The organism is Polyangium jinanense (assembly GCF_028435365.1).
Window position 1 is genome coordinate 1 of record NZ_JAGTJJ010000085.1, and the last position, 25,762, is coordinate 25,762.

The 25,762-nt window shown below is 69.8% G+C and carries 18 protein-coding genes; 9 read left to right on the forward strand and 9 right to left on the reverse strand.

Going from position 1 to position 25,762, the window contains the following annotated elements:
- Positions 1 to 137: 137 nt before the first annotated feature.
- Entirely contained in the window at positions 138 to 3,473 is a 3,336-nt protein-coding gene (locus KEG57_RS50690; protein WP_272428115.1) for an ATP-binding protein, read from the reverse strand.
- A gap of 263 nt (positions 3,474 to 3,736) precedes the next feature.
- Positions 3,737 to 4,384, reverse strand: a complete 648-nt coding sequence (locus tag KEG57_RS50695) for an HAD-IA family hydrolase (RefSeq protein ID WP_272428114.1) — start codon at positions 4,382 to 4,384, stop codon at positions 3,737 to 3,739.
- A gap of 140 nt (positions 4,385 to 4,524) precedes the next feature.
- Here KEG57_RS50695 and KEG57_RS50700 point away from each other — a divergent pair, with 140 nt between their 5' ends.
- Positions 4,525 to 6,690 (forward strand): hypothetical protein, encoded by a 2,166-nt coding sequence (locus KEG57_RS50700; protein ID WP_272428113.1) that lies wholly within the window; start codon positions 4,525 to 4,527, stop codon positions 6,688 to 6,690.
- Here the strand turns inward: KEG57_RS50700 and KEG57_RS50705 are convergent, their stop codons facing one another.
- The 5 genes from KEG57_RS50705 to KEG57_RS50725 form a co-directional block, all read right to left on the reverse strand.
- On the reverse strand, positions 6,691 to 7,140 hold the full coding sequence (locus KEG57_RS50705) for a hypothetical protein (protein ID WP_272428112.1): 450 nt from the start codon (positions 7,138 to 7,140) through the stop codon (positions 6,691 to 6,693).
- A 27-nt stretch (positions 7,141 to 7,167) separates the two neighbouring features.
- Positions 7,168 to 7,728 (reverse strand): hypothetical protein, encoded by a 561-nt coding sequence (locus KEG57_RS50710; RefSeq protein WP_272428111.1) that lies wholly within the window; start codon positions 7,726 to 7,728, stop codon positions 7,168 to 7,170.
- The gene (locus KEG57_RS50715) at positions 7,725 to 8,294 is read right to left on the reverse strand and encodes an RNA polymerase sigma factor (RefSeq protein WP_272428110.1); all 570 of its coding nucleotides are present in this window, start codon (positions 8,292 to 8,294) and stop codon (positions 7,725 to 7,727) included. The genes KEG57_RS50710 and KEG57_RS50715 overlap by 4 nt, the downstream gene beginning before the upstream one ends.
- Before the next feature lie 184 nt (positions 8,295 to 8,478).
- Complete coding sequence (locus KEG57_RS50720) at positions 8,479 to 9,546, reverse strand: hypothetical protein (protein WP_272428109.1); 1,068 nt, start codon at positions 9,544 to 9,546, stop codon at positions 8,479 to 8,481.
- Positions 9,547 to 9,577: 31 nt separating this feature from the next.
- Positions 9,578 to 10,201 carry a hypothetical protein gene (locus KEG57_RS50725; protein WP_272428108.1) on the reverse strand — a complete coding sequence of 208 codons (624 nt, stop codon included), beginning with the start codon at positions 10,199 to 10,201 and terminating at the stop codon, positions 9,578 to 9,580.
- Between the two features lie 144 nt (positions 10,202 to 10,345).
- Between KEG57_RS50725 and KEG57_RS50730 the strand changes: the two genes are divergently transcribed.
- The 4 genes from KEG57_RS50730 to KEG57_RS50745 all read left to right on the forward strand — a co-directional run bounded on the left by KEG57_RS50730 (position 10,346) and on the right by KEG57_RS50745 (position 15,232).
- Entirely contained in the window at positions 10,346 to 11,917 is a 1,572-nt protein-coding gene (locus KEG57_RS50730) for a YifB family Mg chelatase-like AAA ATPase (RefSeq protein ID WP_272428107.1), read from the forward strand.
- A gap of 52 nt (positions 11,918 to 11,969) precedes the next feature.
- Positions 11,970 to 12,998, forward strand: coding sequence for a recombinase RecA (recA, locus tag KEG57_RS50735; RefSeq protein ID WP_276074900.1), 1,029 nt, complete (start codon positions 11,970 to 11,972; stop codon positions 12,996 to 12,998).
- A gap of 55 nt (positions 12,999 to 13,053) precedes the next feature.
- Positions 13,054 to 13,578, forward strand: coding sequence for a single-stranded DNA-binding protein (locus tag KEG57_RS50740; RefSeq protein ID WP_272428106.1), 525 nt, complete (start codon positions 13,054 to 13,056; stop codon positions 13,576 to 13,578).
- Between the two features lie 103 nt (positions 13,579 to 13,681).
- Positions 13,682 to 15,232 (forward strand): hypothetical protein, encoded by a 1,551-nt coding sequence (locus tag KEG57_RS50745; RefSeq protein ID WP_272428105.1) that lies wholly within the window; start codon positions 13,682 to 13,684, stop codon positions 15,230 to 15,232.
- Positions 15,233 to 15,266: 34 nt separating this feature from the next.
- Here the strand turns inward: KEG57_RS50745 and KEG57_RS50750 are convergent, their stop codons facing one another.
- Positions 15,267 to 17,639, reverse strand: coding sequence for a caspase family protein (locus KEG57_RS50750; RefSeq protein ID WP_272428104.1), 2,373 nt, complete (start codon positions 17,637 to 17,639; stop codon positions 15,267 to 15,269).
- 412 nt (positions 17,640 to 18,051) lie between these two features.
- Here KEG57_RS50750 and KEG57_RS50755 point away from each other — a divergent pair, with 412 nt between their 5' ends.
- The 3 genes from KEG57_RS50755 to KEG57_RS50765 all read left to right on the forward strand — a co-directional run bounded on the left by KEG57_RS50755 (position 18,052) and on the right by KEG57_RS50765 (position 20,991).
- Positions 18,052 to 19,047: an NADPH:quinone oxidoreductase family protein gene (locus KEG57_RS50755; RefSeq protein ID WP_272428103.1), complete on the forward strand. Its 996-nt coding sequence runs from the start codon at positions 18,052 to 18,054 to the stop codon at positions 19,045 to 19,047.
- Between the two features lie 43 nt (positions 19,048 to 19,090).
- Positions 19,091 to 20,209, forward strand: a complete 1,119-nt coding sequence (locus KEG57_RS50760) for an arginase family protein (protein WP_272428102.1) — start codon at positions 19,091 to 19,093, stop codon at positions 20,207 to 20,209.
- Between the two features lie 134 nt (positions 20,210 to 20,343).
- Positions 20,344 to 20,991 (forward strand): hypothetical protein, encoded by a 648-nt coding sequence (locus KEG57_RS50765; RefSeq protein WP_272428101.1) that lies wholly within the window; start codon positions 20,344 to 20,346, stop codon positions 20,989 to 20,991.
- Position 20,992: 1 nt separating this feature from the next.
- On the opposite strand, the gene KEG57_RS50770 is transcribed toward KEG57_RS50765, so the two are convergent.
- Positions 20,993 to 21,388, reverse strand: coding sequence for a hypothetical protein (locus KEG57_RS50770; protein ID WP_272428100.1), 396 nt, complete (start codon positions 21,386 to 21,388; stop codon positions 20,993 to 20,995).
- A gap of 477 nt (positions 21,389 to 21,865) precedes the next feature.
- Between KEG57_RS50770 and KEG57_RS50775 the strand changes: the two genes are divergently transcribed.
- Positions 21,866 to 25,759, forward strand: coding sequence for a serine/threonine-protein kinase (locus tag KEG57_RS50775; protein WP_272428099.1), 3,894 nt, complete (start codon positions 21,866 to 21,868; stop codon positions 25,757 to 25,759).
- Positions 25,760 to 25,762: the final 3 nt, after the last annotated feature.

Sequence of the window (25,762 nt, forward strand, 5' to 3'; positions counted from 1 at the left end):
CGTTGGAAGAACTGCGCATCGCGCAGTTCTTCCACCCTCGGTCCAGGCCGTGCCTGGTCCGGGTCGAGGGGCGGACAGCCCCCGCGGGGTCCGGGGCAGCGCCCCGGCGAAGCGCGGCCAGCGCTACGGAGAGGGGCCTACCCCTGGCCCTCGTGCCGCGGCCGCACGCCCGAGAGCGCCGCATGGAGCGTCTTCATGTCGACGGGTTTCACGAGGTGCTCGTCGAACCCCGCCGCGCGCGTGCGGTCGCGATCCCCCGGCTGCGCATATCCACTCAGCGCGAGCAGGCGCAGGGGCGGCGACGAGAGCTCGCGCAGGCGCTCGGCGAGCTCGTATCCATCCATCACTGGCAAGCCAATGTCGAGCACCGCGATCTCGGGCCGGAAGGTTCGTCCGATTTCGAGGCCACTCGGACCGTCGAACGCCACGCGGGTCTCGTAGCCGGTCGCGCGCAGCGCCTCCGCGAGCAGCACGGCGGCGTCCTGGTTGTCGTCCACGACGAGCACACGACACAACGACGCGGACGCCGCGCCCATGGGCCGCTCCTCCCAGGCGCGCGGCGGCGGGGCTGTCTTCGACGCGGCGAGCGGCAAGCGGAGGATGAATTCGCTGCCGCGTCCCGGGCCCGCGCTTCGCGCCTCGATGCGCCCGCCATGCGACTCCGTCAGGTTTTTCACGATGGCGAGGCCGAGCCCGAGGCCTCCTTCGCTCCGATCGATCGACCGGCCCCCTTGCACGAAGAGATCAAAAATGTGCGGCAAGAGCTCGTGCGAAATGCCGATCCCCGAATCCCTCACGCGCAGCGTGGCCCATTCGCCCTCCCGAAAGGCCGAGACCTCCACGTGGCCCCCCTTTTCGGTGTACTTTGCGGCGTTCGCCAGGAGGTTTCCGACGACCTGCGCGAGGCGCATCTCGTCCACGTCGACGACGAGCCCCTCCTCCGGCACGGCGACGTGCAAGGTATGGCCGCGCTGCTCGATCAGCGGGCTCGCCTGCTCGAGGGCCTTCGCGACCACCTGCGCGAGCGGGAGGGGGCGGCGCCGCAGCTCGATCTTGCCACGCGCAATTCGCGAGACGTCGAGCAGATCGTCCACGAGCCGCACGAGGTGCTGCACCTGCCGCTCGATGACGGCCCGCTCCCGTTCGAGCGCGGAGCCATTGCGGAGCCGCATGAGCTCGAGCGCCGTGAGAATGGGGGAGAGCGGGTTTCTGAGCTCGTGGCCGAGCATCGCGAGGAACTCGTCCTTCGCGCGGCTCGCCGCCTCGGCGCGCGATTTCGCCTGCGATCGGGCCTGCGAGAGCGAGATCTGGGAGGCGACACGCGCGACGAGCTCGCGGGCCGAAAAAGGCTTGATGAGGTAATCGTCGGCGCCGGCGTCGAGGCCCTCGACCCGCGCCGCCTCGCCCGCGCGCGCGGAGAGCATCATGATCGGAATGGAGGACGTCCGCGGGTCCTGCCGGAGCTCGCGCAGGAGCGCGAATCCATCCATGCCCGGCATCATCACGTCGCAGAGCACGAGGTCCGGGGGCGAGAGCCGCGCCTCCGCGAGCGCTGCCATTGCGGTGGGCACCGCCGTCACGTCCCACCGCGGGGCCAGGAGTCGCCGCAGGTACCCGCGCATGTCGGTGTTGTCGTCCACCACGAGGAGCCGCGCGCGTGGCGCTGCTTCGCGCACGTCCGGCTCGCTTGTCGCGGAGAAATGCAGCACGTGCTCGTCGGGCGCGGGCAGCCAGCGGAGGGCCTCCTCGAGGAATGGCGCCGGGCCGATCGCCGTGGAGGCGAGCGAGAGCGGCGCGCCGATACGATCCGCCGGCAAATGCGCGGTGCCCGTGGGCATGCTGATCTGGAACGTGCTGCCGCGCCCGACTTCGCTCTCGACCTCGATAGCGCCGCCGTGCAAGCGAACGAGATCCTGCACGAGCGAAAGGCCAATCCCGGCGCCCTCGTGCGTCCGGGCCCGCGCGCCGTGCACGCGGTGGAATCGTTCGAAAATCCTCGGCAGCTCGGCCGCGGGGATCCCGGTGCCCGTGTCCCGGACCGTGAGGATCACCCGATCCCCGGCGTGGCGCAGCGACACCACGACCTCGCCGTCGAACGTGAATTTGAGCGCGTTCGAGAGCAGGTTGAGGACGATTTTCTCCCACATGTCGTGGTCGACGTACGTCGGCTCGGGCAACGGCGGGCAATCGATCCCGAGCCGCAACCCGGCGCGCTCGATCGCCGAGCGGAACGTGGCCGCGAGCTCGCCGGTCATCCGGGAGAGATCCGTCGCGACGAACGAGGCGTCGAAACGCCCCGCCTCGATACGCGCGAAATCGAGCAGGCTCTTCACGAGCTTGAGCAGCCGCTCCGCGCTCCGCTGCGCGAGCTCGACGTGCACGCGTTGCGCGTCCGTGAGCGCCGGATCACCCAGGGCGAGCTCTTCGAGCGGGCCCAGCATCATGGTCAGCGGCGTCCGGAACTCGTGGCTCACGTTGCTGAAAAACGTGGTCTTGGCCCGATCGAGCTCGGCGAGGGCCTCGGCGCGCCGCCGCTCGGATTCGAGGGCGCCGGCGTTCGTCAGCGCGCTGCCGATCTGGGCCGCGGCGAGCTCCAGGTAATTGCGATATTCGGCGTCGAGCCGCAGCCTCGGGCTGATGCCGAGGACGAGCGCGCCGGCCATCCGGCCGAGGCCATGATCCTCGATGGGCAGCACGATCGCTTGCTCGATCGGCTCGGCCCACGGCGCACACGAAAGCTCTCCGATGCGCCTCCGCACGTCGTCGAGGACGATCCCACGGCGACGTGCCTTGACCTCGCCGAGCGGCCAGGGCCCCTCCGCGTCCTCGGGCGACGGCGTAAAGCACGCGCGGTGATCCGCAGGCAAACCGGACATCCCCGCGAGGTGCGCGACGGCGCCGGTCTCGTCGAGCAGATAAAGCAAAACGAAGGGGACGTCGTTTCGATTCTCGGCGAGGTGCGTTGCCGCCGTCTGACAAACCTCGACCGGCGAGCGCGCGCCGAGCATCGCGGCGCCGAGCGCGCCGAGGTTTTGCAGGCGCCTGCGCCCGAGCACCTCGCCCGTTTCCTCGGAGCACGCGCAAAACACGCCGGCGATGGCCCCGCTGTCGTCGTTGATGGGGCTGTACGAATACGTGAAATACGCCTCTTCGGTGTACCCATTCCGATCGACGGGCAGGAGGACCTCGCTACCGGAGAGCGAGCGTCCCTCACGTAAAACCGCCTCCGCCCAGGGGCCGATGATATGCCAGACCTCCGACCATACCTCGGAGGCCGGCCGCGCGAGGGCGGTCGGGTGTCTCTGGCCGAGAATGGGGATGTAGGCGTCGTTGTGAAAGTCGAGGAGCTTCGGTCCCCACCAGACGAACATGGGGTGCCGGGCGCCCAGGATCATCTGGATCGCCGTCTTCAGGCTGCGATCCCAGGCCGCGGGCGCACCCACGGCCGTGCCTCGCCAATCGTGCGCCCGCATGAGGGCGCCCATTTCTCCCCCCCCGCGGAGGCAATCGGCCGTAGTCGAACACGCTCCGTCAGGGGGCGGTAGTTGCATCATTTCTCGAGGGAGGACACCCGAACAGGTCCGGGTACAGCGACGCTAATGGATCCGTATGTCCCGCGTCGCTCCGTATTTACTTCGAAAGGCGGAGGATGTGGTGCAGGAATCCGTCGTCGGGGAAACCCTGAACGCTGTCCGGCACTCCCCCAGGAATCAGTTTTCGTTTGGCTTGAAAATCTTCAACCCAGGACGATCGAGACGAGGTCCTCGGGTTTTTCGAGCCAGTGCGAGGGCTCGGACGGGGCGAGGTGGGCGCGCGACATCGGGCCCCAGAGCGCGGCGCCCGTCGCGACCCCGGCGCTGCGCCCGGCGTGCATGTCGTGCAGGCTGTCGCCCACGAAGATCGCCTCCTCGGGCCGGGATCCGAGCCGCGCGAGGGCGAGATCGACCGGCTCCTTGTGCGGCTTCGGGTTCGTCACGTCGTCGGAGCAGACGAGCACCGAAAACGCGTCCAAAAGCCCCGAGACGTCGAGCCCACGCTCGGTGCTGTGCCGGTTCTTGCTGGTCACGATCGCGATCTTGACGCCCGCCTCGGCGAGCGCGCGGACGCAGGCGACCGCGCCGGGGTAGGGCCGCACGCACGCGTCGTGGTGCGCGAGGTTGTAGGCCCGGTACGTCTCGATCATCGCGAGCACGGCCTCGGGATCGTCGGAGTAGCCGGCGAGCTGCGTCTTGAGGGGCGTGCCGACGCCGCGGAGGAGCACGTCGTCCTGGCACGGCGGCAGGCCGTGGACGGCGAACGTGTGATGATAACTGTCGAGGATGAGGCGGATCGAGTCGATCAGCGTGCCGTCGAGATCAAACAGGACCGTCTTGTATCGCTGCATGCGTGCCGCGTCATTACCACGTTCCCGCCCGGGCGCACGCGGCGCGGTCGCCCCGGGAAGGAGCTCCGGAGATTTCGGGGAACTCGGGCCGGCATGGCGTGTCCCTGCCCCCGCCGCCCAGAAACCCCGAGGCCCATTCGATGCTTTCGATTCCCCGCCACTTTTCCGCCATTCTTGTGACCGCGCTGCTCGCGACGAGCGGGCACGCCCTGGCGCAGACCACGCCGAAGCCGCCGCTCCCTTTGAAGACCGTGCGACTCTACGAGTCGGGGGTCGGCTACTTCGAGCGATCGGGCAGGGTCGCCCGTGATGCCGGGCTCGCGTTGCCCGTGCCGGTCTCGCACCTCGACGACGCGCTGAAGACGCTCGTCGTGCTCGGGACCGACGGGAAGACGAGCGTCGCGGGCGTCGAGTTCGCGAGCAGCATCAGCGTGGAGAAAGGCCGGGCGCTCGCGGGTTTGCCCGACGGATCGGGCCCCGTGACGCACGCGAACCTGCTCCGCAGCCTGAAGGGCAGCGGCATCGAGCTCCGCACGGCGCGCGAGACCGTGAAAGGAAAACTCGTCGACGTGCTCGACCCGAGCGACGACGAGCCGGGCCCGTGCGTACCGGTCGCCGAGGACGAGGGGGCGAAGAAGCAAGGCGAGGGCGCGCCCGCCCGGTGCGTGCCGCGAAAAGAGACGACGCTGCTCGTCCTCACGACGGAGGCCGAGATCCGCAAGTTTTTCCTGTCCGACGTAGTCGGCGTCAAACCCACGGATCCTTCCCAAGGCGCGCGCCTCGGCGCGAGCGCGTCCGTGGCCTCGCCTCAAGGCGCGTCGGCGCGGCGTGATTTGCGGGTGCTCGCCGAGAGCACGTCCGACGTGACGCTCGGGTATGTCGCGGAGGCGCCGGTGTGGCGCTCGACGTACCGGATGGTGCTCAGCGACAAGGAGCAACGCGGCACGCTGCAGGGCTGGGCGCTCGTCCACAACGACACAGACGAGGAGTGGAAGAAGGTAAAGATCGAGCTCGTCAACGGCCGCCCCGATTCGTTCCTGTATCCGCTTGCGGCCCCGCGCTACACGCGCCGCGAGCTCCTCACGCCAAGCGAGCCGCTCTCCACGATCCCGCAGCTCGTCCTGCAGACCGCGGACGCGATGTGGAGCGAGATGATCGGCGATACGTTCGGCGCCGGCGCCGGCGGCCTCGGCCTCTCGGGCTACGGCGCGGGCGGGGGCGGGACTGGCGAGGGGGCCCTCGGGCTCGGATCGGTCGGCACGATCGGGCACGGGAGCGGTACGGGCAGCGATCAGGGATCGAGCACGGTGCTCTCCGTGGGGGATCTCGCGAAGGTGGCCGAGGCGGAGGGCATGGAAGCGGGCGCGCTCTTCCGGTATTCGATGCCCGTTCCGATCGACCTCCGGGCGCACGGATCGGCGCTCCTGCCGTTTTTGCAGCAATCGGTCTCCGCGCGGCGGATCGTGTTGTTTGGAAGCGGGGGCGGCGTCGGCCGGAGCGCGGCGCGCATCAAGAACGACACGAAGCAGACCTTGCCCGCGGGCCCCATTTCGTTCTTCGCCGACGGAGGTTTCGCAGGCGAGGCGCAGATCGACCGCCTGAAGCCCAGCGAGACCCGCTTCCTCGTGTTCGGCACGGACATCGACGTCGAGCTCACGCAAAACAACATGCTGGTCACGGACGAGGTGCAGCTCGTCGAGTACCAGGGGGATGAGCTCGTCGAGCATTTCATCCGGCACACGCGCGTCGATTACACGGTCGAGAACCGGAGCGGCGGGGCGCGGACGGTCTTCTTGTACCTCGACCTCGTGCGCAACGCGACCGTGAACGGCGCGGACGAGCTCGATTTCGACGTCGTGTCGAACAAGCCGCTCGCGGTGTTCGCGAGCGAGCCGCGATCGAAGAAGGTGCGGCGTATCGAGGCCGACGAGGGTCTGTCCCGGCGGACGGCGATCCCTACGCTGAACCCGCGGGCGCTCCGGGCCATGGCGGCCGCGCCGAAATTGCCCGCGGCGCAGCGAACCGCGCTCGAAGAAGCGGCGAAACACCTCACGGACGCGGAGGCGCGCGAGAGCCTGCTCCCGAAACGAAGGGCGGATCTCGACGAGCTCGTGCAGGATCTCGGCCGGCTGCGGGGCTACCTGGCCGCGGCGCAATCGAAGGACGACGGGGAGAAATTCACGAAGCAGATCCTGGAGAAGGAAGCGCGGGTGAAGGAGCTCCGCACGCGGATCGCCGGCCTCGGGACCGAGGTGGAGGGGTATCGATCGCGGGCCCGGACGGCGCTGCAAAAGCTGCGGAAGTGATCAGGCGCCCCGCGGATCCTCCTGGCTCGACGACGCCCACGTGTGTTCGAGCCGCGCGAGGAGCAGGGGCCCGGCGATTCGCTCGAAGCCGGCCCGGAGCAGGTCATTCGCGGTCGCCGGTTCCGTGACGCCGTCCGTCGCGACGGTCACGTGCGGAATGGCATTCTCGGTAAAACCATGTTCGAGGAGCCTCCCGTCAGCGAGGAGGAGCCCCACGACCACGGCCTCGACCCCGCCGTCGTCCCGCCGCGCGTATCCCGTGACAGCGAGGGTGAACGTGCGGCCGAGGTCGCTCGCCGTGAAAGGAGGCGGCAGATCGGCCGGGTTTTTCGTGCCGTACCGCAGGGTGCAATGATGGGCGAGCGGGCGGGGTAAGGTGCAGAAGCGCCGCTGGAGGATCTCGGCGGAGGGCGGATCGAGGACAAGCGCGAAATACCCGTCGGGGTGCATGGCTGGGCCAGAGCGTAGCGGAGAACGTCACCGCGCGCCGCGCGAAGCCTTGCGGAGCCGCTCCAAAAGGACACGGGCGAGGCGGCGCAGCTTGTTCCAGAGCGACGGAGGTTCCGCCGCGGCGGTGTCGAGCGGCGCGGGCGCGGCGGCCTCGGGCTCGGCCGTCTCCTCGGCCCACGCGACGAGGCGTTCCCGCAAGGGCGCGGGCGCCGGGACGCGTGGCGCGAGCGCTTCGAGGACGACATCGAGCTCCCCGGGGAATGGATCCGACGTCTCCTCGGCCCAGGTCACGAGCTTCTCGCGCAGCGCTTCCGGCGCCCGCGTGTCGGGGTCGGGCGCGAGCGCCGAAAGCACCGAGCGCAGGCTCGGCTCGGAGGCCGGCGTCGGCTCCGGCGCGTCGCTCGGCGGGAGCGCGGGCAGGACCAACGACGCGGGCATCGGGCGCGGCGCCTGCGGCTCGGCGCGCTTCTTGGCCGCCGCCTCGCGGACGTCGTTGCGCGGGCGGACGAAGAGCGTGATGAGCTTCGCGAACCCCTTTTTCGGCGCGGGCGCCGGGGTTTGTTGCTTCCTCGCCTGCGAGCGCTTCATAACTTGCTCCCGAGCTCGAGCTTGAGTTTTTCGATAAGCCGTGAGAGCCGCGATTTGACGGTCCCGAGCGGAATCGAGAGCGCCTGCGCGATGTCCTCGTAGCTGAGGTCCTCGTGGTATCGGAGCAAGAGGAGCGCGCGATCCGTCTCGTGGAGGGCCTTCACAACGTCGTTCACGCGCTCGGCGCGTTGCCTTTGCTCGATGCGCGAGATCGGGTCCGTGCTCGCCGGGGCCGTGGCGTCGTCCGCGCCCGGACCCTCGAATACCTGCCGCTCCCGCTCCCTCTCCCGCCTCCGACGCACGTCGATCGCCTTGCGCACCGCGATCTTGACGACCCACGCGTGCTTGTCCTCGACGGACGCGTCGTACTGGTGCGTGCGCAGAGCCACGATGACCGCCATGAAAGCCTCCTGGGCCGCGTCGTCGACGTCGGGGCCGGCGTGGAGGACGCTGTGGACCCACCCGTGGATGAAATCCGCTAGCGTGCCCCCCGCCACCCTGTCGCCCCGAGCTGCCGCTTCCAGCAACTCGACGGTGATGCGGTGCGTTGCTTGTCCCTTCATCATGAAACGTCCGGCCGTACCACGAACGTGGGGCGCGGATGGTTCCCGCATTTCGAACGTCGCGACGTCGCAACGTCGCAACGTCGTGTGATGAAACGTCGCCGCGTACCACCAACGATGGGGGCGGATGGTTCCCTCGTTTCGGACGTCGCGACGTCGCGGTATCGCTTCCGGCCGGCCGGGCCCTTCAGCGCCGCTCGGGCAAGACGATCACGGTCCCCTCGGACGAAAGCTCGAGCCTTCGCCGTGTGGATCCCTCCGTCATTTCGATTTCCATCTTGCCGGTCGTGATCACGCGCGCCGTGGGGCGCTTCGGCGCCTTTCCGGAGGGCCGCCCCACCGCGATGGGCGCGGGCCAGAGCTCTTTGCCGCGCTCGTCGTACCGCATGGCGAACACGGCCTCCTCCCGCCGCGTCGTGGGCCTTTCCGCCGAGCCCGCGCCGACGAGGACAAACGTATCCTCCGTATCGACCAGGATCACGACCGCCGCGCCCGGATCCGGCTTCCACGGCAGGGTGAGCCCCGAGCGGCCCCACGCGCGCATGCCACGCTCGTCGATCCGCGCGGCGCGTGCCTCCCCCTCACCCGCGGCCACGATGACGTGCCCGTGCCCTGGCCAGTACAGCGCGGAGAGGGCCTCGCAATGGGGGATCTCGAGGGCCTCGTAATCGGCGAAGATCCCGCCCTCCGAGGTCCACGCGCGGAGCGCCGCGAGCTCACCCTCCGCATCACAAAAGGCCACGCCGACCGACGAATCCGGGCCGCGCACCACGGTCACTTCCCGCACGCCCGGCACGATCCCCGCGAGCGGCATTTCCTTGGCCCACGCCCGCGTGCCGTCCGCGGCGACGACCAGCACGAGAGGTTTGTCGGGCTGCGACGAATCCTCGATCAGGAGCGCTCGCCGATCGCCCGGGAGCGTCTCGACCTGCAAGGAGAGCGGGAGCCCCACGTTCGCCCCGAAATGCGAGAGGACGGCGTCACGATGGTGGGAGAGATGCGGGTCGTCCTCGAGCCGTTTGACCAAAAAACGCCGGGGTTCGGTCGCCGGCAACGAGCGATCGGAGGGCACGTCGGGTGCGACCGCGAGGTCGGGCGGCGGAGGCGCGGGGATGGCGGCCGTGGACGTGGTTTCCGGCGGAGAGGCGTCGGTTCCCGCGTCGGCCGGCGCGGCGCTCTCGTCGCGGCGGCATGCGGTGAAAAACACGAGCGCGGCGGCGGCGAGGAGCGTACCTGACGAACGCCTTCGATGCATCGCGCGGAGTGTACCGCTCGGACGAGCCGTCTCAAGGGCCGTCGAAGGTCGCGACCTCCGAGACGTAGGCCTCGTCGCCGCATGTACTCACGACGACGAGCGAACGTGAGCGTTGCCGCGGCAGCGGGAAAAACGCGAGGAGGCGCGTGCCGCCGTCCTCCCGGCGCTGGGTGCCGGGCGTGACGAGCGTGGTCTTCGTGCCGTCGAGCACGACGACCGTGGAGACGCAGGCCTTCGCCTCCACAGGCAAATCCGCGGTGCAGGACTCGGTCGTGCACGCGAGCGCGAGGGGACGCGGCAAACGCGCGCGGGCCGGATCGAGATCGATCGCGGCGTGGAACGAGCCGTCCTGCTCCTCGATCCGAAAATCACGGCCGGGCACGAGCACGACCGGGCGATGGCTGGGGACGTGGACGAGCAGCGGAATGTGGTCCGGATGGACATGGAGCGCGCCGTACGTCCCGACGAACCGTCCCGACGTGTCCACGGAGAATGCGCCTTTCGCGCCTTCGAGCGGGACCACGAGCGCGGCGTCGGTGTGCGCGGGGAGCTGGATTCGCCCCTCGACGTGGACGCGGGAGGTGCGGTCGCATCCCGCGAGCACGAGCGCTCCCAGCCCGAGCGCGGCCATGGATCGAACGAGGCGACGCCCCATCGGCGACGACCCTACCACGCGCGCCGCGAAGGAGGGACCCCCGGCGGCCGCCAGGCGGAAATCCGCGCCGCCACCCCCCGCCGCCCAAAAACCCAGGTTTTCCGCATTTCTCGGCCCGGCACGGCGCTCGCAAAAAGGGCGTGCATGCAGGCGACGGCCCTGACCTTCATTCTCGTGGGCCTCGACGCGTCTCCCGTGCGCGTCGAGGTGGACTCCGGCCGCGGTCCGGCGTCGTTCCAGCTCGTCGGGCTCGCTGAGGCGAGCGTACGCGAGAGCCGCGTGCGCGTGCGGTCGGCGCTCTCGCAGATCGGCGTGGCCCTCGACGAGCACGTGATCACGGTGAACCTCGCGCCGGCCGATCTACGCAAGAGCGGCGGCGCCTTTGATCTGGCGATCGCGATGGCGGTGCTCGGCGCGCTCGGCAAGGTGCCAGGCGAGGCGCTGCGCGGGCTCGCGTTCCTCGGCGAGCTGTCGCTGACGGGCGCGATCCGGCCCGTGCGTGGGGTGTTGCCAGCGCTGCGCGGCGCGGCGGCGCGGGGGCTCGGGCGCGCTGTGGTTCCGCGGCACAACGGGGCCGAGGCGGCGAGCGTGCCGGGGCTCGAGGTCCTCGTGGCCGAGCACCTCGGCGACGTGGTGTCGGCGCTCGCGGGGGAAGGGGATCTCCCGTCGGCCGGGCCGCGTCCGTCGCTCGCGCCAAACCTCGCGGAGGCGGCCGTGGATCTCGCGGAGGTGCGAGGCCAGCACGTGGCGCGGCGTGCCCTCGAGATCGCGGCGGCGGGTGGGCACAACCTCCTGATGATGGGCCCGCCGGGCGCGGGGAAAACCATGCTGGCGCGGCGGCTTCCGACGATCTTGCCGCCGCTCTCGTACGACGAGGCCCTCGAAGTGACAGCGATCCACTCGGTCGCGGGGCTCTTGCCCTCGGATCGAGGCCTCGCGCAGGCGAGGCCGTTTCGCGCGCCACACCACACCGTGAGCCCCGCGGGTCTCGTGGGCGGGGGCGATCCGATCCGCCCGGGCGAGGTCTCGCTCGCGCACCACGGCTGCCTTTTTCTCGACGAACTGCTCGAATTCAAGCGGAGCGCGCTCGAGGTGCTGCGGCAGCCGCTCGAAGACGGCCTCGTCACGATTTGCCGCGCGCAGAGCCGCGTGACGTTCCCGGCGAGGCCGCTCGTGGTCGCCGCGGTGAATCCGTGCCCGTGTGGTTTGTTCGGGGACGAGAAGCGCCGCTGCGCTTGCACGCCCGAGCGCGTGCGGGGTTATCGAGCGCGTTTGTCCGGGCCGCTTCTCGATCGGCTCGATTTGCAGGTGCCGCTGCCGCCGGTGGACGTCTCGCACCTCGCGGGCAAGGAGCGCGGGGAGGCGAGCGCCGAGGTGCGGCGGCGCGTGATCGCGGCGCGGGCGATCCAGACGGCGCGGCGGGAGGCGGGCGAGGCGAGCGCCCCGACGAACGCGGAGCTCGGCCCGCGCGACGTCGAGCGGGTGGCGGCGCCGGACGCGGCGGGCCGGGCGATCCTCGGGCAAGCGGTGGAGCGGCTCGGCCTCTCGGCGCGGGCGTACGGCAAGGTGCTGCGCGTGGCGCGGACGATCGCGGATCTCGACGGCGGCGGCGCCGTGCGGGCGAACCACGTGGCCGAGGCGATCCAGGCGCGGCTGCTCGATCGCGACGGCGCGGCGGCTCGGCGCTCGCCGACCCGGAAAAACGATTTTTCTTAGCAACTGGTTTCTACGGCGGTCGAAGTAACGGGCAAGAAAGGCGGTTTTACCGATGATGACGGAGCTCTTGGAGAAGATGCGGACGGTGAAGACGGTCGTTGGCTCGATCGAGAAGCAATTCGGCAAAGGGGCGATCATGTCGCTCGGGGACGAGGCGGAGACGGACGTGAGGGTCATCGGCACGGGGTCGATGGCCCTCGACGCGGCGCTCGGCATCGGAGGCTACCCGCGCGGCCGGATCGTCGAGATTTACGGCCCGGAGAGCGGCGGCAAGACGACGCTCACCCTGCACGCGATGCGCGAGGCGCAGGCCGCGGGCGGCGTCGCGGCCTTCATCGACGCCGAGCACGCGTTCGACGTGAGTTATGCGCGCGCCGTCGGGGTCGACACGGAGCGGCTGCTCGTCTCGCAGCCGGATTGCGGGGAGCAGGCGCTCGAGATCGCCGAGACGCTCACGCGGAGCGGCGCGGTCGACATCGTGGTGGTCGACTCCGTCGCGGCGCTCGTGCCCAAGGCGGAGATCGAGGGCGACATGGGCGACGCGCACATGGGGCTGCAGGCGCGGCTCATGAGCCAGGCGCTCCGCAAGCTCACCGCGATCGCGCACCGCACGGGCACGACGCTCGTGTTCATCAACCAGCTCCGGCAGAAGATCGGGGTCACGTTCGGCAACCCCGAGACCACGACGGGCGGCAATGCGCTGAAGTTTTACGCGAGCGTACGGCTCGACGTGCGCCGCATCGGGCCGGTGAAGGTCGGCGACGAGGCGGTGGGCTCGCGGACGCGGGTGAAGGTGGTCAAGAACAAGCTCGCGCCGCCTTTTCGCGAGGCCGAGTTCGACATCCGCTGGGGGACGGGTGTCGACGCGGCCTCGGACCTCATCGATTACGGCTGCCAGATCGGGATCGTCGAGAAGAGCGGGGCGCACCTTTCCTTCAGCGGCGAGCACCTCGGGCAGGGGCGCGAGCGCGCGCGGGAGACGCTGCTCACGAACGAGCGGCTCTTCTCGACCCTGCGCGCCGCGGTGATCGCGGGCTCGGAGGCGCGCGTGGGCGCGCGGCCGGCGGAGAAGGCGGCCTGACACCACATTTCAGGAAAAACCATTCGAATCAACAGAGACGAAAGCGGAGGACGACATGAGCGACGGCATGAACAGGGTGGTACTTCTCGGCAATCTGGGCGCGGATCCGGAACTCCGGTATGCGGGCAGCGGGACGGCGGTGTTGCAATTCCGCATGGCGACGAACGAATCGTTCCTCGACCGGAACCGCGAGCTCACGGAGCGGACCGAGTGGCACAGCGTGGTCGTGTTCGGCCCGCGCGCCGAGGGGCTCTCGCGGGTGCTGGCCAAGGGATCGTGCGTGCTCGTGGAGGGGACGCTGCGCACGTCGAGTTACGAGAAGGACGGGCAGAAGCGGTACAAGACCGAGGTGCACGCGCGCGACATCTGCCTCGCGGGCGGGCCCTCGCCGGCGGCGCACCGTGAGCATGCGGGGGCGCTGCGGCGCGACGCGGACGACGAAGTGGCGCCGATGGAGATGCCGCTGTCGCAGGAGGAGCCGGAGGCCGTGCCGGAGCCCGCGGCGCCGGCCCGTCCTCCGCGTAAGCGGAACGGCGCGCCGCCGCGGAAAACGGAGATGCTCGAAGAGATGCCGTTCTGAGGCAGGATGGGGCGACACGGCCCGGGACGCGGGAAGACGCGTCCCGGGCCCACGGATCGGCCCTTGTGGCAGCACGGTCCCCGTGGCAAATGTCGGGCATACCATGGCACTGCGACTTACCACGACGCCGATCCTTGCCCTCTTCCTCGCCAGTTTTGCGGCTGCCAGCGGTTGCGGCCGATCGGTCCCCGGCACCAGCGACGGCGGTTCGGACGGCGATGGAGGGTTTGCCGGGAACGGAGGCACGGGGGGCTTCGGCGGCACCGGAGGGATCGGGGGCGTCGGGGGCGTGGGCGGCGTGGGCGGCATCGGCGGCTCCGGCGGCACCATGGGTTTCTGCGGCGACGGCATCCTCGACGCGGGCGAGCAGTGCGACGACGGCGCGCTGAACAGCGACATCGGCGCGTGCAAGACCAGCTGCGAGGCGGCGTTCTGCGGCGACGGGTTCGTCTTCGCGGCCGCCGAGGCGTGCGACGACGCCAACGGGGTCGACGGCGACGGCTGCAACCACGACTGCATCCTCTCGGGCACGGTGCTCTACACGGAAAGCCAGGGCGTCCCGGGGTCGACAGGCGAGGAGTTGACGAGCATCCGGCTGGACAACAAGGGAAACCTCATCGTCGGCGGGATCGTGGGGGTTGCAGGCAACCCGGGTCACTACGACGGGCTCGTTGCCAAGCTCAATCCGCAGGGCAACCCGATATGGTATCGGCAAATCGACGGGGCGGCGGGCCTCGACGACGGGATTTACGGCGTCGCGGTCGATCCGGCGGGCAACGTGTACGCCGTCGGGTACGAGACCTTGGCCGACGGGACGACGAACCTCATCGCTCGCAAGTACGACACGAGCGGCGAGCAGATGTGGGCGCGGAGCTTCGACGGCGAGGCCCATGGCTACGATTACGGGTGGGGCGTGGCGATGCCGGGCGGGGGCCACCTCTACGTCGCCGGGGGCATGGCGACGAACGCCGGGGGGAGCGAGTTCACTTTGCTGAAGTTGTCCAGTCAAACCGGCGAGATCGTGTTGCAGCGGCACACGGACGGGCCAGGCAACGGGACCGACTCGGCGCAGGGAATCGCGATCCACGGCGTTTTCATTTACCTCGCCGGCTACTTCACGAACGAGGCAGGCTTCACGGACGTTGTGTTGACCAAGCTGCAGGAGGGCGGAGGCGATCTGACCGAGGTGTGGACACGCACCTACGACGGCGCGCTTCACAACGACGATTACGCGCTCTCGGTCGCGGTCGCTCCGGATGGAAACCTCTTCGTCGGCGGCGCCGAGACCACGAACTTCGGCCTCGACGCCTGGCTGCGCAAGTACGATCCGAACGGGCAGGAGCTCTGGACCCGGACCCATTCGAGCCAGATCCCCGCGGGCCCGGACCAGATTTACGCTGTGGCCAGCGACCCGAGCGGCAACGTGGTCGTGACGGGCTACGAAGTGACCCCCTCGCTCTCGACGGACATCTGGACCCGGAAGTACGATTCCGCCGGCAACGAGCTCTGGACCAACGTGCACAATGGCACGGGGGACGGCGCCGATTACGGTGAGGGGATCACCACGAATGACGCCTCCGAGGTGTTCGTCGTGGGCACGGAGCTCACGACGGATCAGGGCTACAACGCCTGGATCCGCAAGTTCGCGCCTTGATCGCCCGCCTTGAGGGGACGCATCGCGTCCTCTCTCACCGAGGTTCGGCGGCGCGCTTGCGCGTATGGCGCCGACGGGCGCGCGGCGCCTCCTGCCAGACGAGGACGGGCCCAAACCCCCAGAAATGATTCTTGACCTGCGCCAGCAGCGATTTGGCCGGGATGATGGCCGGGCGCTTCTGGCTTGCCTCGCGGATGGCGAGCCAGCTTTCGAGGAGCATGGGCGGCACCGAGAATCGCGGACGCCCCGTGGCTCCTTCGACGCGCAGCGCGAGGGCTGTCACGTCGGGGTGCTCGCCGAGCTTTTGGCGCAATCGCCGGAGGACGCGGGCGAGCAGAGTGCGTTCGTCCTCCATCGGCTCTCCGCGGGAGAGCAAAAGGTGCGCGCCCATGATCTGGAGCATCGGTTCGGCCCTGCTTTGCTTCAGCAAGTCTCGGAGGACCTCAGCGTCGACCTCGGCACCTCGTTCCCGCAGGGCGACCCGCACGAGCTCGGTTTTGCGCAGGTCCGATCGTTCGGGCTCGAAGCCTGCCTGGCCGAGGAAGATTGCGGCGCCTTGCAGATCCGCGCGTCGGTTGCCGGGCGCGTCGCCGTAATCCCGGAGGAACAGGAAGATTTGGGTCTGGAGGCCGCGGGTCGCGATCACGGTCTGGCTCAACGTGCCCACCGGCGTCTCGACGGAGAGGCGGTAGACCCCGGGGTCGAGCTCGACGGTGCACGTCGTCCACGGCGCTTTTTCTTCGGGCCCCCGCTTGGACGCGCGCTCGAAATCGACGAGCAAACGACCCTCGATATCGTGCAGCTGGAGGCCAGCGGCGGGATGGGGAACGGGCTCGGCCGGGGCGGGCTTGGCCGTGAGGGTATCTCGCACGCACACGAAGAGCGAGCTCCCGCGCCCGATCTTCACGGTCGGGGTCCGGCTCTCGCGCGCTGCGTGGGTGCGGTACAAAGGGGGAGCGGTGGTCTCCGCGAGCGGCGCGGGGGAGGGGATGGGGAGCCCCGCGGTGCCGAAGCTGTATCCGAACGCCGGGTCTCGACGCGCCGAGCTCACGCCCGCCACTTCCGACACGACGTAGGGTCCCTTCGAGGGCTGCTGCCCGGCACTCCGCCGTTTGGCCCCCTTGGGCCAGACGACGAGGTAACTCTCCCGGATCTGGTTGCCGATAAACGCCTGAACCTTGAAGAGCCCCTGCTGGGTCAGGGGTTCGTCGCGCCCCCGGGAAAGGACGGTGTCGAGCCCGTAGGAGGCGTCGATGAGGGAGAGCCTCGCCGGATCTTTCTGCGAGACCCCGAGGCGGTCCCCGACGCGGACCCCATGGTACGCTCCGTCGAAGGTGACCTTCGCGTCACCCGTCTCGGAAAAACCGGGCAATTCGAACACCTCCGACCGCGTCGCCTTCCCTTCCCCGATTTCGACCATGTAAAGCCCCGCAGGGAGGCGCTCCTCCACGACCTCGGCCTCGGCGACCCGCTTGGAGACGACGTCGAGCGAGCCGCCGAGCACCCGCAGCTTTTTGCCGACGTCTGCCTTGCCCACGTGGATTTCAACCTTGAACTTCGTCTGCGGGGCGTGCGCAAGTCGGAGTCTCAACGCGGGCTTGGTAGGGAATAGGGTGAACTCGGGGATCTGAGAGATGTCCGGATTGCCGCTCTCGCGCATTTCGGGGGGGAGTAATTTCCTCATGTTGCTGTGCACGTAGTCGTAGAGCGCGTGGGCGGTGATGACGCCATGTTTGTCACTCGCGCCTCCGCGGAGGCCCGCGAGGAGCGCGTGCGTGAAGATACCGCGCGTTTTGCCGCCGATTTCGACCTCGCGCGCCTGCCGGCCCGATGGGGCCGCGTGCAGGAAAACGAACGGAGTGCCGGAGCCGCCGGGCGGCTGCCTGCGTGCGCACGTCGGCAACGCGGCGAAGACCGACGTCAAGGGCGTCGCGCAGCAGTCCATGAAGAGGACGACCTCCGCGAAGAAGCCAGGATCGACGACACACGCCTGCAGGGTGTTCGGGACACTGACGTGCTTGACATCGTCATTCGTCGCGTCCGCGGTCAAGAGGATCTTCGAATCGCGGCCGCTGGGCTCCCGTGTCGCACAACCGTGACCGGCCACATAGACATACAGCCGTCCGCCCTTCTTGGCGCGATTTTCTTTCCCGAACTTCTTGCGTAGCTTGTCGTTGATCTCCTTTTCGACGGTAGCGTGGCTGGGCTGGGCCCCGGCGGATGACATTGGCTTGCGCCGGGCCGGCGAGAGGACCTTCGTGATGTGGCCCGCGGGGACGTTGCCGCCCCTGGGATCGGTCAGCCAGGCGATGAAATCGTCGACGTCGTTCTTCGGGCCTTCCAGGTTTCCGATATCGGGGTGGTAACGCCAGATGCCCACCACGATGGCCCAATCATTCTTTGCCATGGCAACCTCCTCCCCACGCGTCACGGGTACTGCTGCCGGATGAACGCCTTGTCGGTCGCCGAGAGCATGGCTCCACAAAAATCGCGCTCTGCACCGTTGCTCATGACGGCCCCTTCCACACGGGACTCCCATTCTCGAAATGGAGCCTTGGGGCCCGAGCAGCAAGGCTTCGGCCCTTGCGACTTGCCGCCCGGACCATGAACCCTCCAATGCACCCGTGAGAGCTTCGGGCCACGAGGTGAGGGGCGACCATGACCTGACGAGGAAGGATAAGGAAGTTTTTCAGGGCGGCGGCCGCGGTGCTCGACCTCACGCCCTGGTGGGCCGCGGGCGCTCCGGCGGAAGGGACGGTCTTCGTCAAAACATCGTTCCGTCGCGCCGAACGATGTTCTAGAAGGACCACGAACACACGATGAAAGCCGTCCTTTGCAAGGCCTTCGGGCCGCCCGAATCGCTCGTCGTCGAGGATCTCCCGAGCCCCACGCCCGACGCGGGCCAGGTGGTCGTCTCGGCCCATGCGGCGTCGGTCAATTTCCCGGACCTCCTCGTCATCCAGGACAAGTACCAGTTCAAGCCGAGCCTGCCCTTCTCACCGGGCGGCGAGGTCTCTGGGATCGTCACGTCCGTGGGCAGCGGCGTGACGTCGCTCGCGGTCGGCGATCGGGTGGTCGCCTGGGCTCCGTACGGCTGCTTCGCCGAGGAGGTCGCGCTGGGCGAGGGGCAGGTCATCAAGGTGCCCGACGGGATCGATCTCGTCACGGCCTCGACGCTGCTCGTGGCGTACGGGACGACGCATCACGCGCTCGTCGATCGGGCAGCGCTCCGGGCTGGCGAGACGCTCGTCGTGCTTGGCGCGGCGGGCGGCGTGGGCGTCGCCGCGATCGAGATCGGCAAGCTCCTCGGCGCGCGTGTCATCGCCTGCGCTTCGAGCGACGACAAACTCGAGGTTTGTCGGGCGCGTGGGGCCGATGAGGTCGTGAATTACAGCCGGGAAGACCTCAAGGCGCGGCTGAAGGCGCTCGCGCCGAACGGCGCGGACGTCGTGTACGATCCCGTCGGAGGCTCGTTCGCCGAGCCGGCGCTGCGCGCCATGGCCTGGCGCGGCCGCTACCTCGTGGTCGGGTTCGCCGCGGGCGACATCCCGAAGATCCCGCTGAACCTCACGTTGCTGAAGGGTTGCTCGATCGTCGGCGTGTTCTGGGGTTCGTTCACGATGCGGGAGCCCGAGCGATATCGCGAGGGGCTCGCCGAGCTCTTCGGGTGGGTGCGGGACGGTCGCATCCGGCCGCACGTGGAGCAGACCTATCCGCTCGAACAGGCGAGCGCGGCGCTCTCCGCGATGGCCGAGCGGCGCGTGAAGGGCAAGGTCGTGCTCGTCACGGAGCGCGGGGCCGCGGAGGCGCGCTGAGCGAAGTGCGCGCCGGCGCCTTCTGGCCTACGCTAGCCGCGCCATGACGCCGATCGAAGAGCTCGCCGTTCTCCTCCGGCCCGCGGGAGGCGGGCTGCACCTGGTCTCGACCGGGCGCGCCGAGCAGCTCGCCCTGCAACGCGCGCTCTATCAGGTCACGAGCGACGAGGCCGTGCAGGAAAAACACCTCGAAGCGCTCGCGCGGATCGGCGCGGCGCGCGTCGTGATCCTCGGTGTGCCCTCGGACGTCGGCGCGGGCTTCCGGCGCGGGGCGAACCTCGGCCCCCAGGCGATCCGCGCGCGCCTGCTCGAAGACCAGCCGGATTTTCCGGTGCGCGCGGCCGAGCTCGGCGTCGTCGACATCGGCGACGTCTTCGTCGTCCCGCAGCTCCTCTCGGACGACATGCTGAGCGAGGCGCAAAAGTCCGCCTCCCGGAAGGCGCTCTACCCGCACGTCCCCGCCGATGTGGCCGAGCGTCTGCCCGTCTCGCCGCTCTCGATCGCCGAGCGCGCGCTCGATCTCGTGTTCCAGTTGAACCCCACCGTAAAACCCTTCGTCATCGGCGGCGATCATTCGACGGCCTGGCCCGTCGCCGCCGCGCTCGCGCGTGTTCGCCCGCCGTCGAAGGAGCGCTGGGGCATCGTGCAGCCCGACGCGCACACCGATCTTTTGCCCGAGCGCCTCGGGATTCGCATGTGCTTCGCGACCTGGTCCTACCACGCGAACGAGCTTTTTGGGCGTGACGGTCGGCTCGTGCAGGTCGGCACGCGGGCCTCGCGGCACGAGCGGGGCCACTGGGAGCAGAGCCTCGGCGTGCGGCAATTCTGGGCGGAGGAGTGCCTTGCCAAACCCGAGGCGACGCTCGACGCGCTCGTCGCGCACCTCAAAGCGGGGGGCGTGACGGGCGTTTATTTCTCGAATGACATCGACGGGACCGACGAGCGATTCGCCGACGCGACGGGCACGCCGGAGCCCGGCGGGCTCGAGCCGGATTTCGTGGTGGAGCTCATCCGGCGGCTCGGCCGCGAGGTGGGGATCGTGGCGGGGGACGTGATGGAAGTCGCGCCCGTGCTCGGCCCGCGCCCCGAGAGCCAGCGGCAGACGGTGGGGCTCGCGGTGCGGTACCTCGACGAGACGCTCCGCGCGATGCTGGGGCGCTGACGCCATTCTCGCGGACCTGTTGACAGCCTTCCGTCGGTGCTGTCTCCTCCCGGAAAGTCGGAGGGTCCATGAGTCAGATCGAGTCTCGTCGAAAAATTGGGTGGAGCGCGTTTCCCGTCGTGGCGGTCCTTGCCATGGGATCTTGGGGCTGCGCCCATCTGCCCAAGACGGGCACCGAGTCCACGGGCGAGCCGCTCAACGTCGAGGTCCGGACCGAGACGCACACGTACGTCACGCAGGCGAAGGTCGGCGAGGTGCAGCACCGCGATTCGTCGGGCCGGCTCGTGGGCACGTCGTCGCTCTACGAGAATCAGGTCGGTTCGTACGATGTCACGCGCTGGCAGGTTTTTCAGGGCGAAACACCCATCGACGATCAGGACTTTTTCAGCATCGCGGGGGACGCGGATGCGGCGGCACGGATCGCCGACTATCGCGCCACCGGCGTGACCATGAACCGGGTCGGGCTCGGGCTCGCGATCGTCGGCGGCGCAGCGATGCTCGCGGGGATCATCCTCGGGTCCACGCTCACGACGAAGGACGAATATGGCACGGAGTCGCGCCCGACGTGGACGACGGCGGCGGCGACGGGCGGCATCCTCGTGGGCCTCGTGGGCGGGGGCATCGCCTGGGCTGGTTACGCGCGGACGAAGCGCGAGCATCCGATCGACGATCCGCAGAAGGCAGCCAACGCCGCGCGCCGGTACAATAAGGAGATCGGCGAGCAGCCCGAGGACGACGACGAAGAAGAGGAAGAGCGCCCGCGTCGCAAGCGTCGCCGGTGATCTAGGGTTTTACCTTCCCCGCGAGATCGAACATCGGCGCGTAGAGCCCGTACATCGAGAGGCCGACCGCGCCGATGGCGAGCGCGATGCCGCCGAGGAAGAGGCCCACCGCCATCCCGCCCCTGCCGCTCTTCCGCACGAACATTCCCGCCACGGCGAGCGCGATCGCGCCGGCCGCTCCGCCGATCGGGGTCACGTGTCCGAGCACGGCGCGCGTCACGAGCGGCAGGGCCGCGCCGCTGCCAAACTCGCCGTACATCTTCGCGAAGGCCGGGAGCACGAGCCGGTCGAGGAGCACGAGGGCCGTCGCGAGCGAGGCGACGACCAGCGCGAGCACGAAGTCCACGGGGTTCAGGCCGACCACGCGGGCTTCTTTAGGTTCTTCCGGGTTCGTCACGTTCGCTTACCGCCTCGGGGCCGGGAGTGTACTTGCGCGGGCCTCGTTGCAAAGCACGGGGCGCGGCGCGTGGATCTCTTCTTGGGCCGCCGCGCCGGGGCGCCGCCCCGGACCCCGCGGGGGCTGTTCGCCCCTCGACCCGAACCAGGGCAAGCCCTGGACTCGGGTTGGAAGAACTGCGCGGTGCGCAGTTCTTCCACAGGCCGGTGGCAAGACCAGGGACAGCGTTGCTGATCAAAAGGGCAGCGCGGCTGTCTTCGTTGGGTCGGCCTGTTCGATGAACTGCGCATCGCGCAGTTCATCGACAAACGGTCCAGCGCTTGCGCTGGTCCGGGTCCCGGGGCGGATAGCCCCGGGTGGGGCCTGGGGCAACGCCCCAGCGAAGCGCCTCCCAGATGAGACCATGCTCAGCGCCTGGGGAAGGTCGGGGGCGTGCTCGTGATGGCCCGAGCGCCCGAAGGCGGGTAAGAATGGACGATGCAAGCCGGCACGGTCGTCGCGCAGCGATTCGTGATCGAGCATCTCGCCGGCGAAGGCGGCATGGGGGAAGTGTACCGAGCCACGGACATCGGCTCGGGGACGCCCGTGGCGCTCAAGGTCCTCCGCTCGGCGGGCGCGCAGACGGAGGAGCGATTCCAGCGGGAGGTCGCCGCGCTCGAGCGCCTCTCGCACCCCGCGATCGTTGCTTGCCTCGGGCACGGTGTGCTCCCCGGAGAGCGGCCATGGCTCGCGATGGAGTGGCTCGAAGGTGAGGACCTCGCGCGGCGCATCACGCGCGGCCCGCTCATGCCCGAGGACGCGCTCACGATCGCGCGCACGGTCGCGGAGGCGCTCGGAGCGGCGCACGCGATCGGCGTCGTTCACCGCGATGTAAAACCCCACAACGTTTTTCTCGTCGATCGGGATCCGGCGCGGGTGAAGGTCATCGATTTTGGCCTCGCGCGGGTCACGGGCACGCAGACGGCCACGCTCACGGGGGCGCTCGTCGGCACGCCCGCGTACATGGCGCCCGAGCAGATCCGCGGCGCGCGTGACGTCGATGGGCGGGCCGATCTCTACGCGCTCGGCGCCTTGCTCTTCGAATGCCTCACGGGGCAAAAGCCGTTCGTCGCGACAGACCACATCCTCGGCGTGATCTCGCAGATCCTCTTCGAGCCCGCGCCGCGCCTCCGCGCGATCGCGCCGTCCATGCCCCCCGAGCTCGACGCGCTCGTGGCGGCTCTCCTGGAGAAGGATCCCGAGCGGAGGCTCTGTCCGGCGAGCGAGGTCGCGACGGCGCTCTCCGCGATCGATCCGAGCCGGTTCGGGCCGCGACCGGTCCTGACCGAGCGGCCGCCTTCGCTCACCGGCGAGGAGCTCAGGCTCGTGTCGGTCGTGCTGCTCGCGGCGGCTCCTTTGCCGAGCACCTCGCCGCTCGACGACACCGTGCTCGAACGGCGTGATCCCGAGCTCGTGCAAGCGGTCACGCGCGTGGCGGCGCCGCTCGGCGGGCGGATCGAGGCGCTCGGGGACGGCACGGTCCTCGTGGCGCTCGCGGGGCGCGGGGCCGCGACGGATCAAGCCACGGCGGCGGCGCGATGCGCGCTCGAGATGCGGGCGCTCGGGGCGGGGCGGCCGCTTGCGCTCACGACGGGGCGCGGGAGCGCGGGCGCGGGATCTCTGTTCTCCGATGCGGCCGCGCGTGCCGGCGCGCTGCTCCGCGTCGCGCCTGCGGATACGGCCGGCATCGTCATCGACGAGACGACACGTGGGCTGCTCGATGCGCGTTTCGCGCTGGAGCGCCTTGGCGATCTGCATGTGCTCGTCGGCGAAGATCCGTCGGGCGAACCTTCGCGGCAGCTCGCGGGCCGGACCACGCCGTTCGTGGGGCGCGAGCGGGAGGTCGGGTACATCGAGCGGCTCTTCGAGGACGTCGTGGGCGAGTCGCGCGCCGCGGCCGCGGTCGTCGTGGGGGAGGCGGGGGCGGGCAAATCGCGGCTCGGGCGCGAGGTCCTCGCGTCGTTTCGGCGCATCGAGACCTCGGTCGAGATCTGGGTGGGGCGCGGCGAGCCGCTGAGCGCGGGCGCGTCGTTTGGCCTCATCGCATCCGCACTCCGCGACGCGGCGAAGATCCGCGACGGAGCACCGGCCGAGGTTCGTCACGACGCGCTGTGTGCCTTCCTCGATGCACGTGTCGCGCCGGGAAACGCAGAGCGCCTCACCACGTTCCTCGGCGAGCTCGTGGAGGCGCCTCGGCCCGGGGCCGACGAAGGCGAGCTTCTCCGCGCGGCGCGCCGGGATCCGATGCTGATGGGGGATCAGATCCGGCTCGCGTTCGAGGATCTCGTGGAGGGCGTCACGACCTCGCGCCCGCTTGTCCTCGTGCTCGAAGACCTGCACTGGGGCGACGGTCCCACCGTCAAACTCCTCGATCGTTTGCTCCGCAACCTTCACGCGTCGCCGCTCTTCGTGCTCGCGCTCGGGCGGCCAGAGACGCTGGAGCTGTTTCCAGGGATCTTCGCCGAGCGCGAGGTGCACCACCTGCGCCTCTCGGGCCTGTCGCGGCGGGCGGCGGCGACGCTCGTGCGGCGGAGCCTCGGCGACGAGGCGCGGGAAGAAGACGTGCAGGTCATCGTGGATCGCGCCGCGGGGCATCCGCTGTTTCTCGAAGAGCTGGCGCGCGCGGCGGTCGAGTCGTCGGGCTCGTCGACGCTGCCGGAGACCGTGCTCGCGATGGTGCAATCGCGCATCGAGCGGTTGCCGTTCGAGGCGCGGCGGATCCTGCGCGCGGCCTCGATCTTCGGCGAGACGTTCTGGCGCGGCGGGGTCACGGCGCTCGTCGGCGACGCGCTCGGCCCCGCGGAGGTCGAGCAATGGATCTCGCTCCTCTGTGATCGGGAGGTCGTAGAGGCGCGGCGCGAGGCGCGTTTCCCGGACGAACGCGAGTACGGCTTCCGCCACGCGCTCTTCCGGGAGGCGGCGTATGCGATGCTCACGCCCGCGGATTGCGAAGTCGGGCACGCGCTCGCGGGCGCCTGGCTCGAAGCCGCGGGCGAGACACGCGCGGCCGTGCTGGCGGAACATTTTGATCAAGGCAGTGATCTCGAGCGCGCCGTCGTCCACCATCATCGCGCAGCGCGGGAAGCGCTCGAAGCCGGCGATTTCGTGGCCGTGAACCGGCACGTGGATCGGGGGATTGCGCGGGGGGCGGCGGGCCGTTTCCTCGGGGAGTGCCTCGCGTTCAAAGCCGAGGCTGCGCACTGGCAGGGCGCGTTCGAGGAGGCCGAGCGGCTCGCCGAGGAGGCGATGCGCGTGCTCGAACCGGCCACGCCGCGCTGGTTCGAGGCCGCCTCGGCGTTCGCGATCGCGGCGGGCAGGCGCCTCGCGCAGGACAAGCTCGCCTCGCTTTGCGGAAACCTCTCGGAGCTCGGCGCGCGTGGCGAGCAGAGCGACGCGTACATCCAGGCGGCCATCCGCGCGGGCCTCCAGGCCTTCATCGCCGGGCAATACGAGGTCTCGCAGGATCTTTTGCGCCGGATCCTGCCCTGCCTCGAAGATCCTTCGGGCCGCGAGCTCGGCACGCAGGCCTTGCTCCAGGTGCTCGCGGCGAGCCGCGCGAGCCGCGCGTGGCGATACGACGCGACGGCTCGGCATTTCCTCGAAGCCGCGGCGATCTTCGAGCGCGCGGGTGATCTGCGGAGCGCCTGCTCGCAGCGCCTCGACGCGTGTTTCTTTTTCATCGACCTCGGCGACGCCGAGCGCGCGTGCGAGCTTTGCCACGAGCTCCTCGCCGCGGCGAACCGGCTCGGTTTGTCGCGGATCCTCTCGGCCGCGCGGGGGAGCCTCGGCGGCGCGCTTTACGTCCTCGGACAGCACGACGAGGCGCTCGTGACGCTCTCCGAGGCCGAGCGGGATCTCGACACGCAGGGGGACATGCGCCTCGGGGGCCTCACGCGGATCAAGCTCGCCCGCTGCTTGCTCGCGCAGGGGGAGCTCGACGCTGCGGCGGCGAAGGCGCTCGAGGCACGCCGCCTGCTCGCGGGCATGCGCCGGTACGACACGATGGCGCTTTCCGTGCTCGCCCTGATCCGGCTCGCGCAGGGCGACGTGCCCGCGGCGCTCGAGCATTCCGAGGCGGCGATGGCGATCCTCGCGTCGATCGGTCGTATGGGCACCGACGAAATCGGCGTGCGGCTCGCGCGCGTGCTCGCGCTCCGCGCGGGGGGCGATTCCGAGCGGATGCGCGTGGAGCTCGCCGCCGCGCGTGAGCGCGTCTCGTGGATGGCTTCGCGCCTCGATACCGAAGAGGCGCGTCAGCGGTTCCTGTCACGCGTGACGGAAAACCGACGCGTGCTCGAGCTTGCCGCGGAAGAAGGGATCACGGGCGGCTGACGC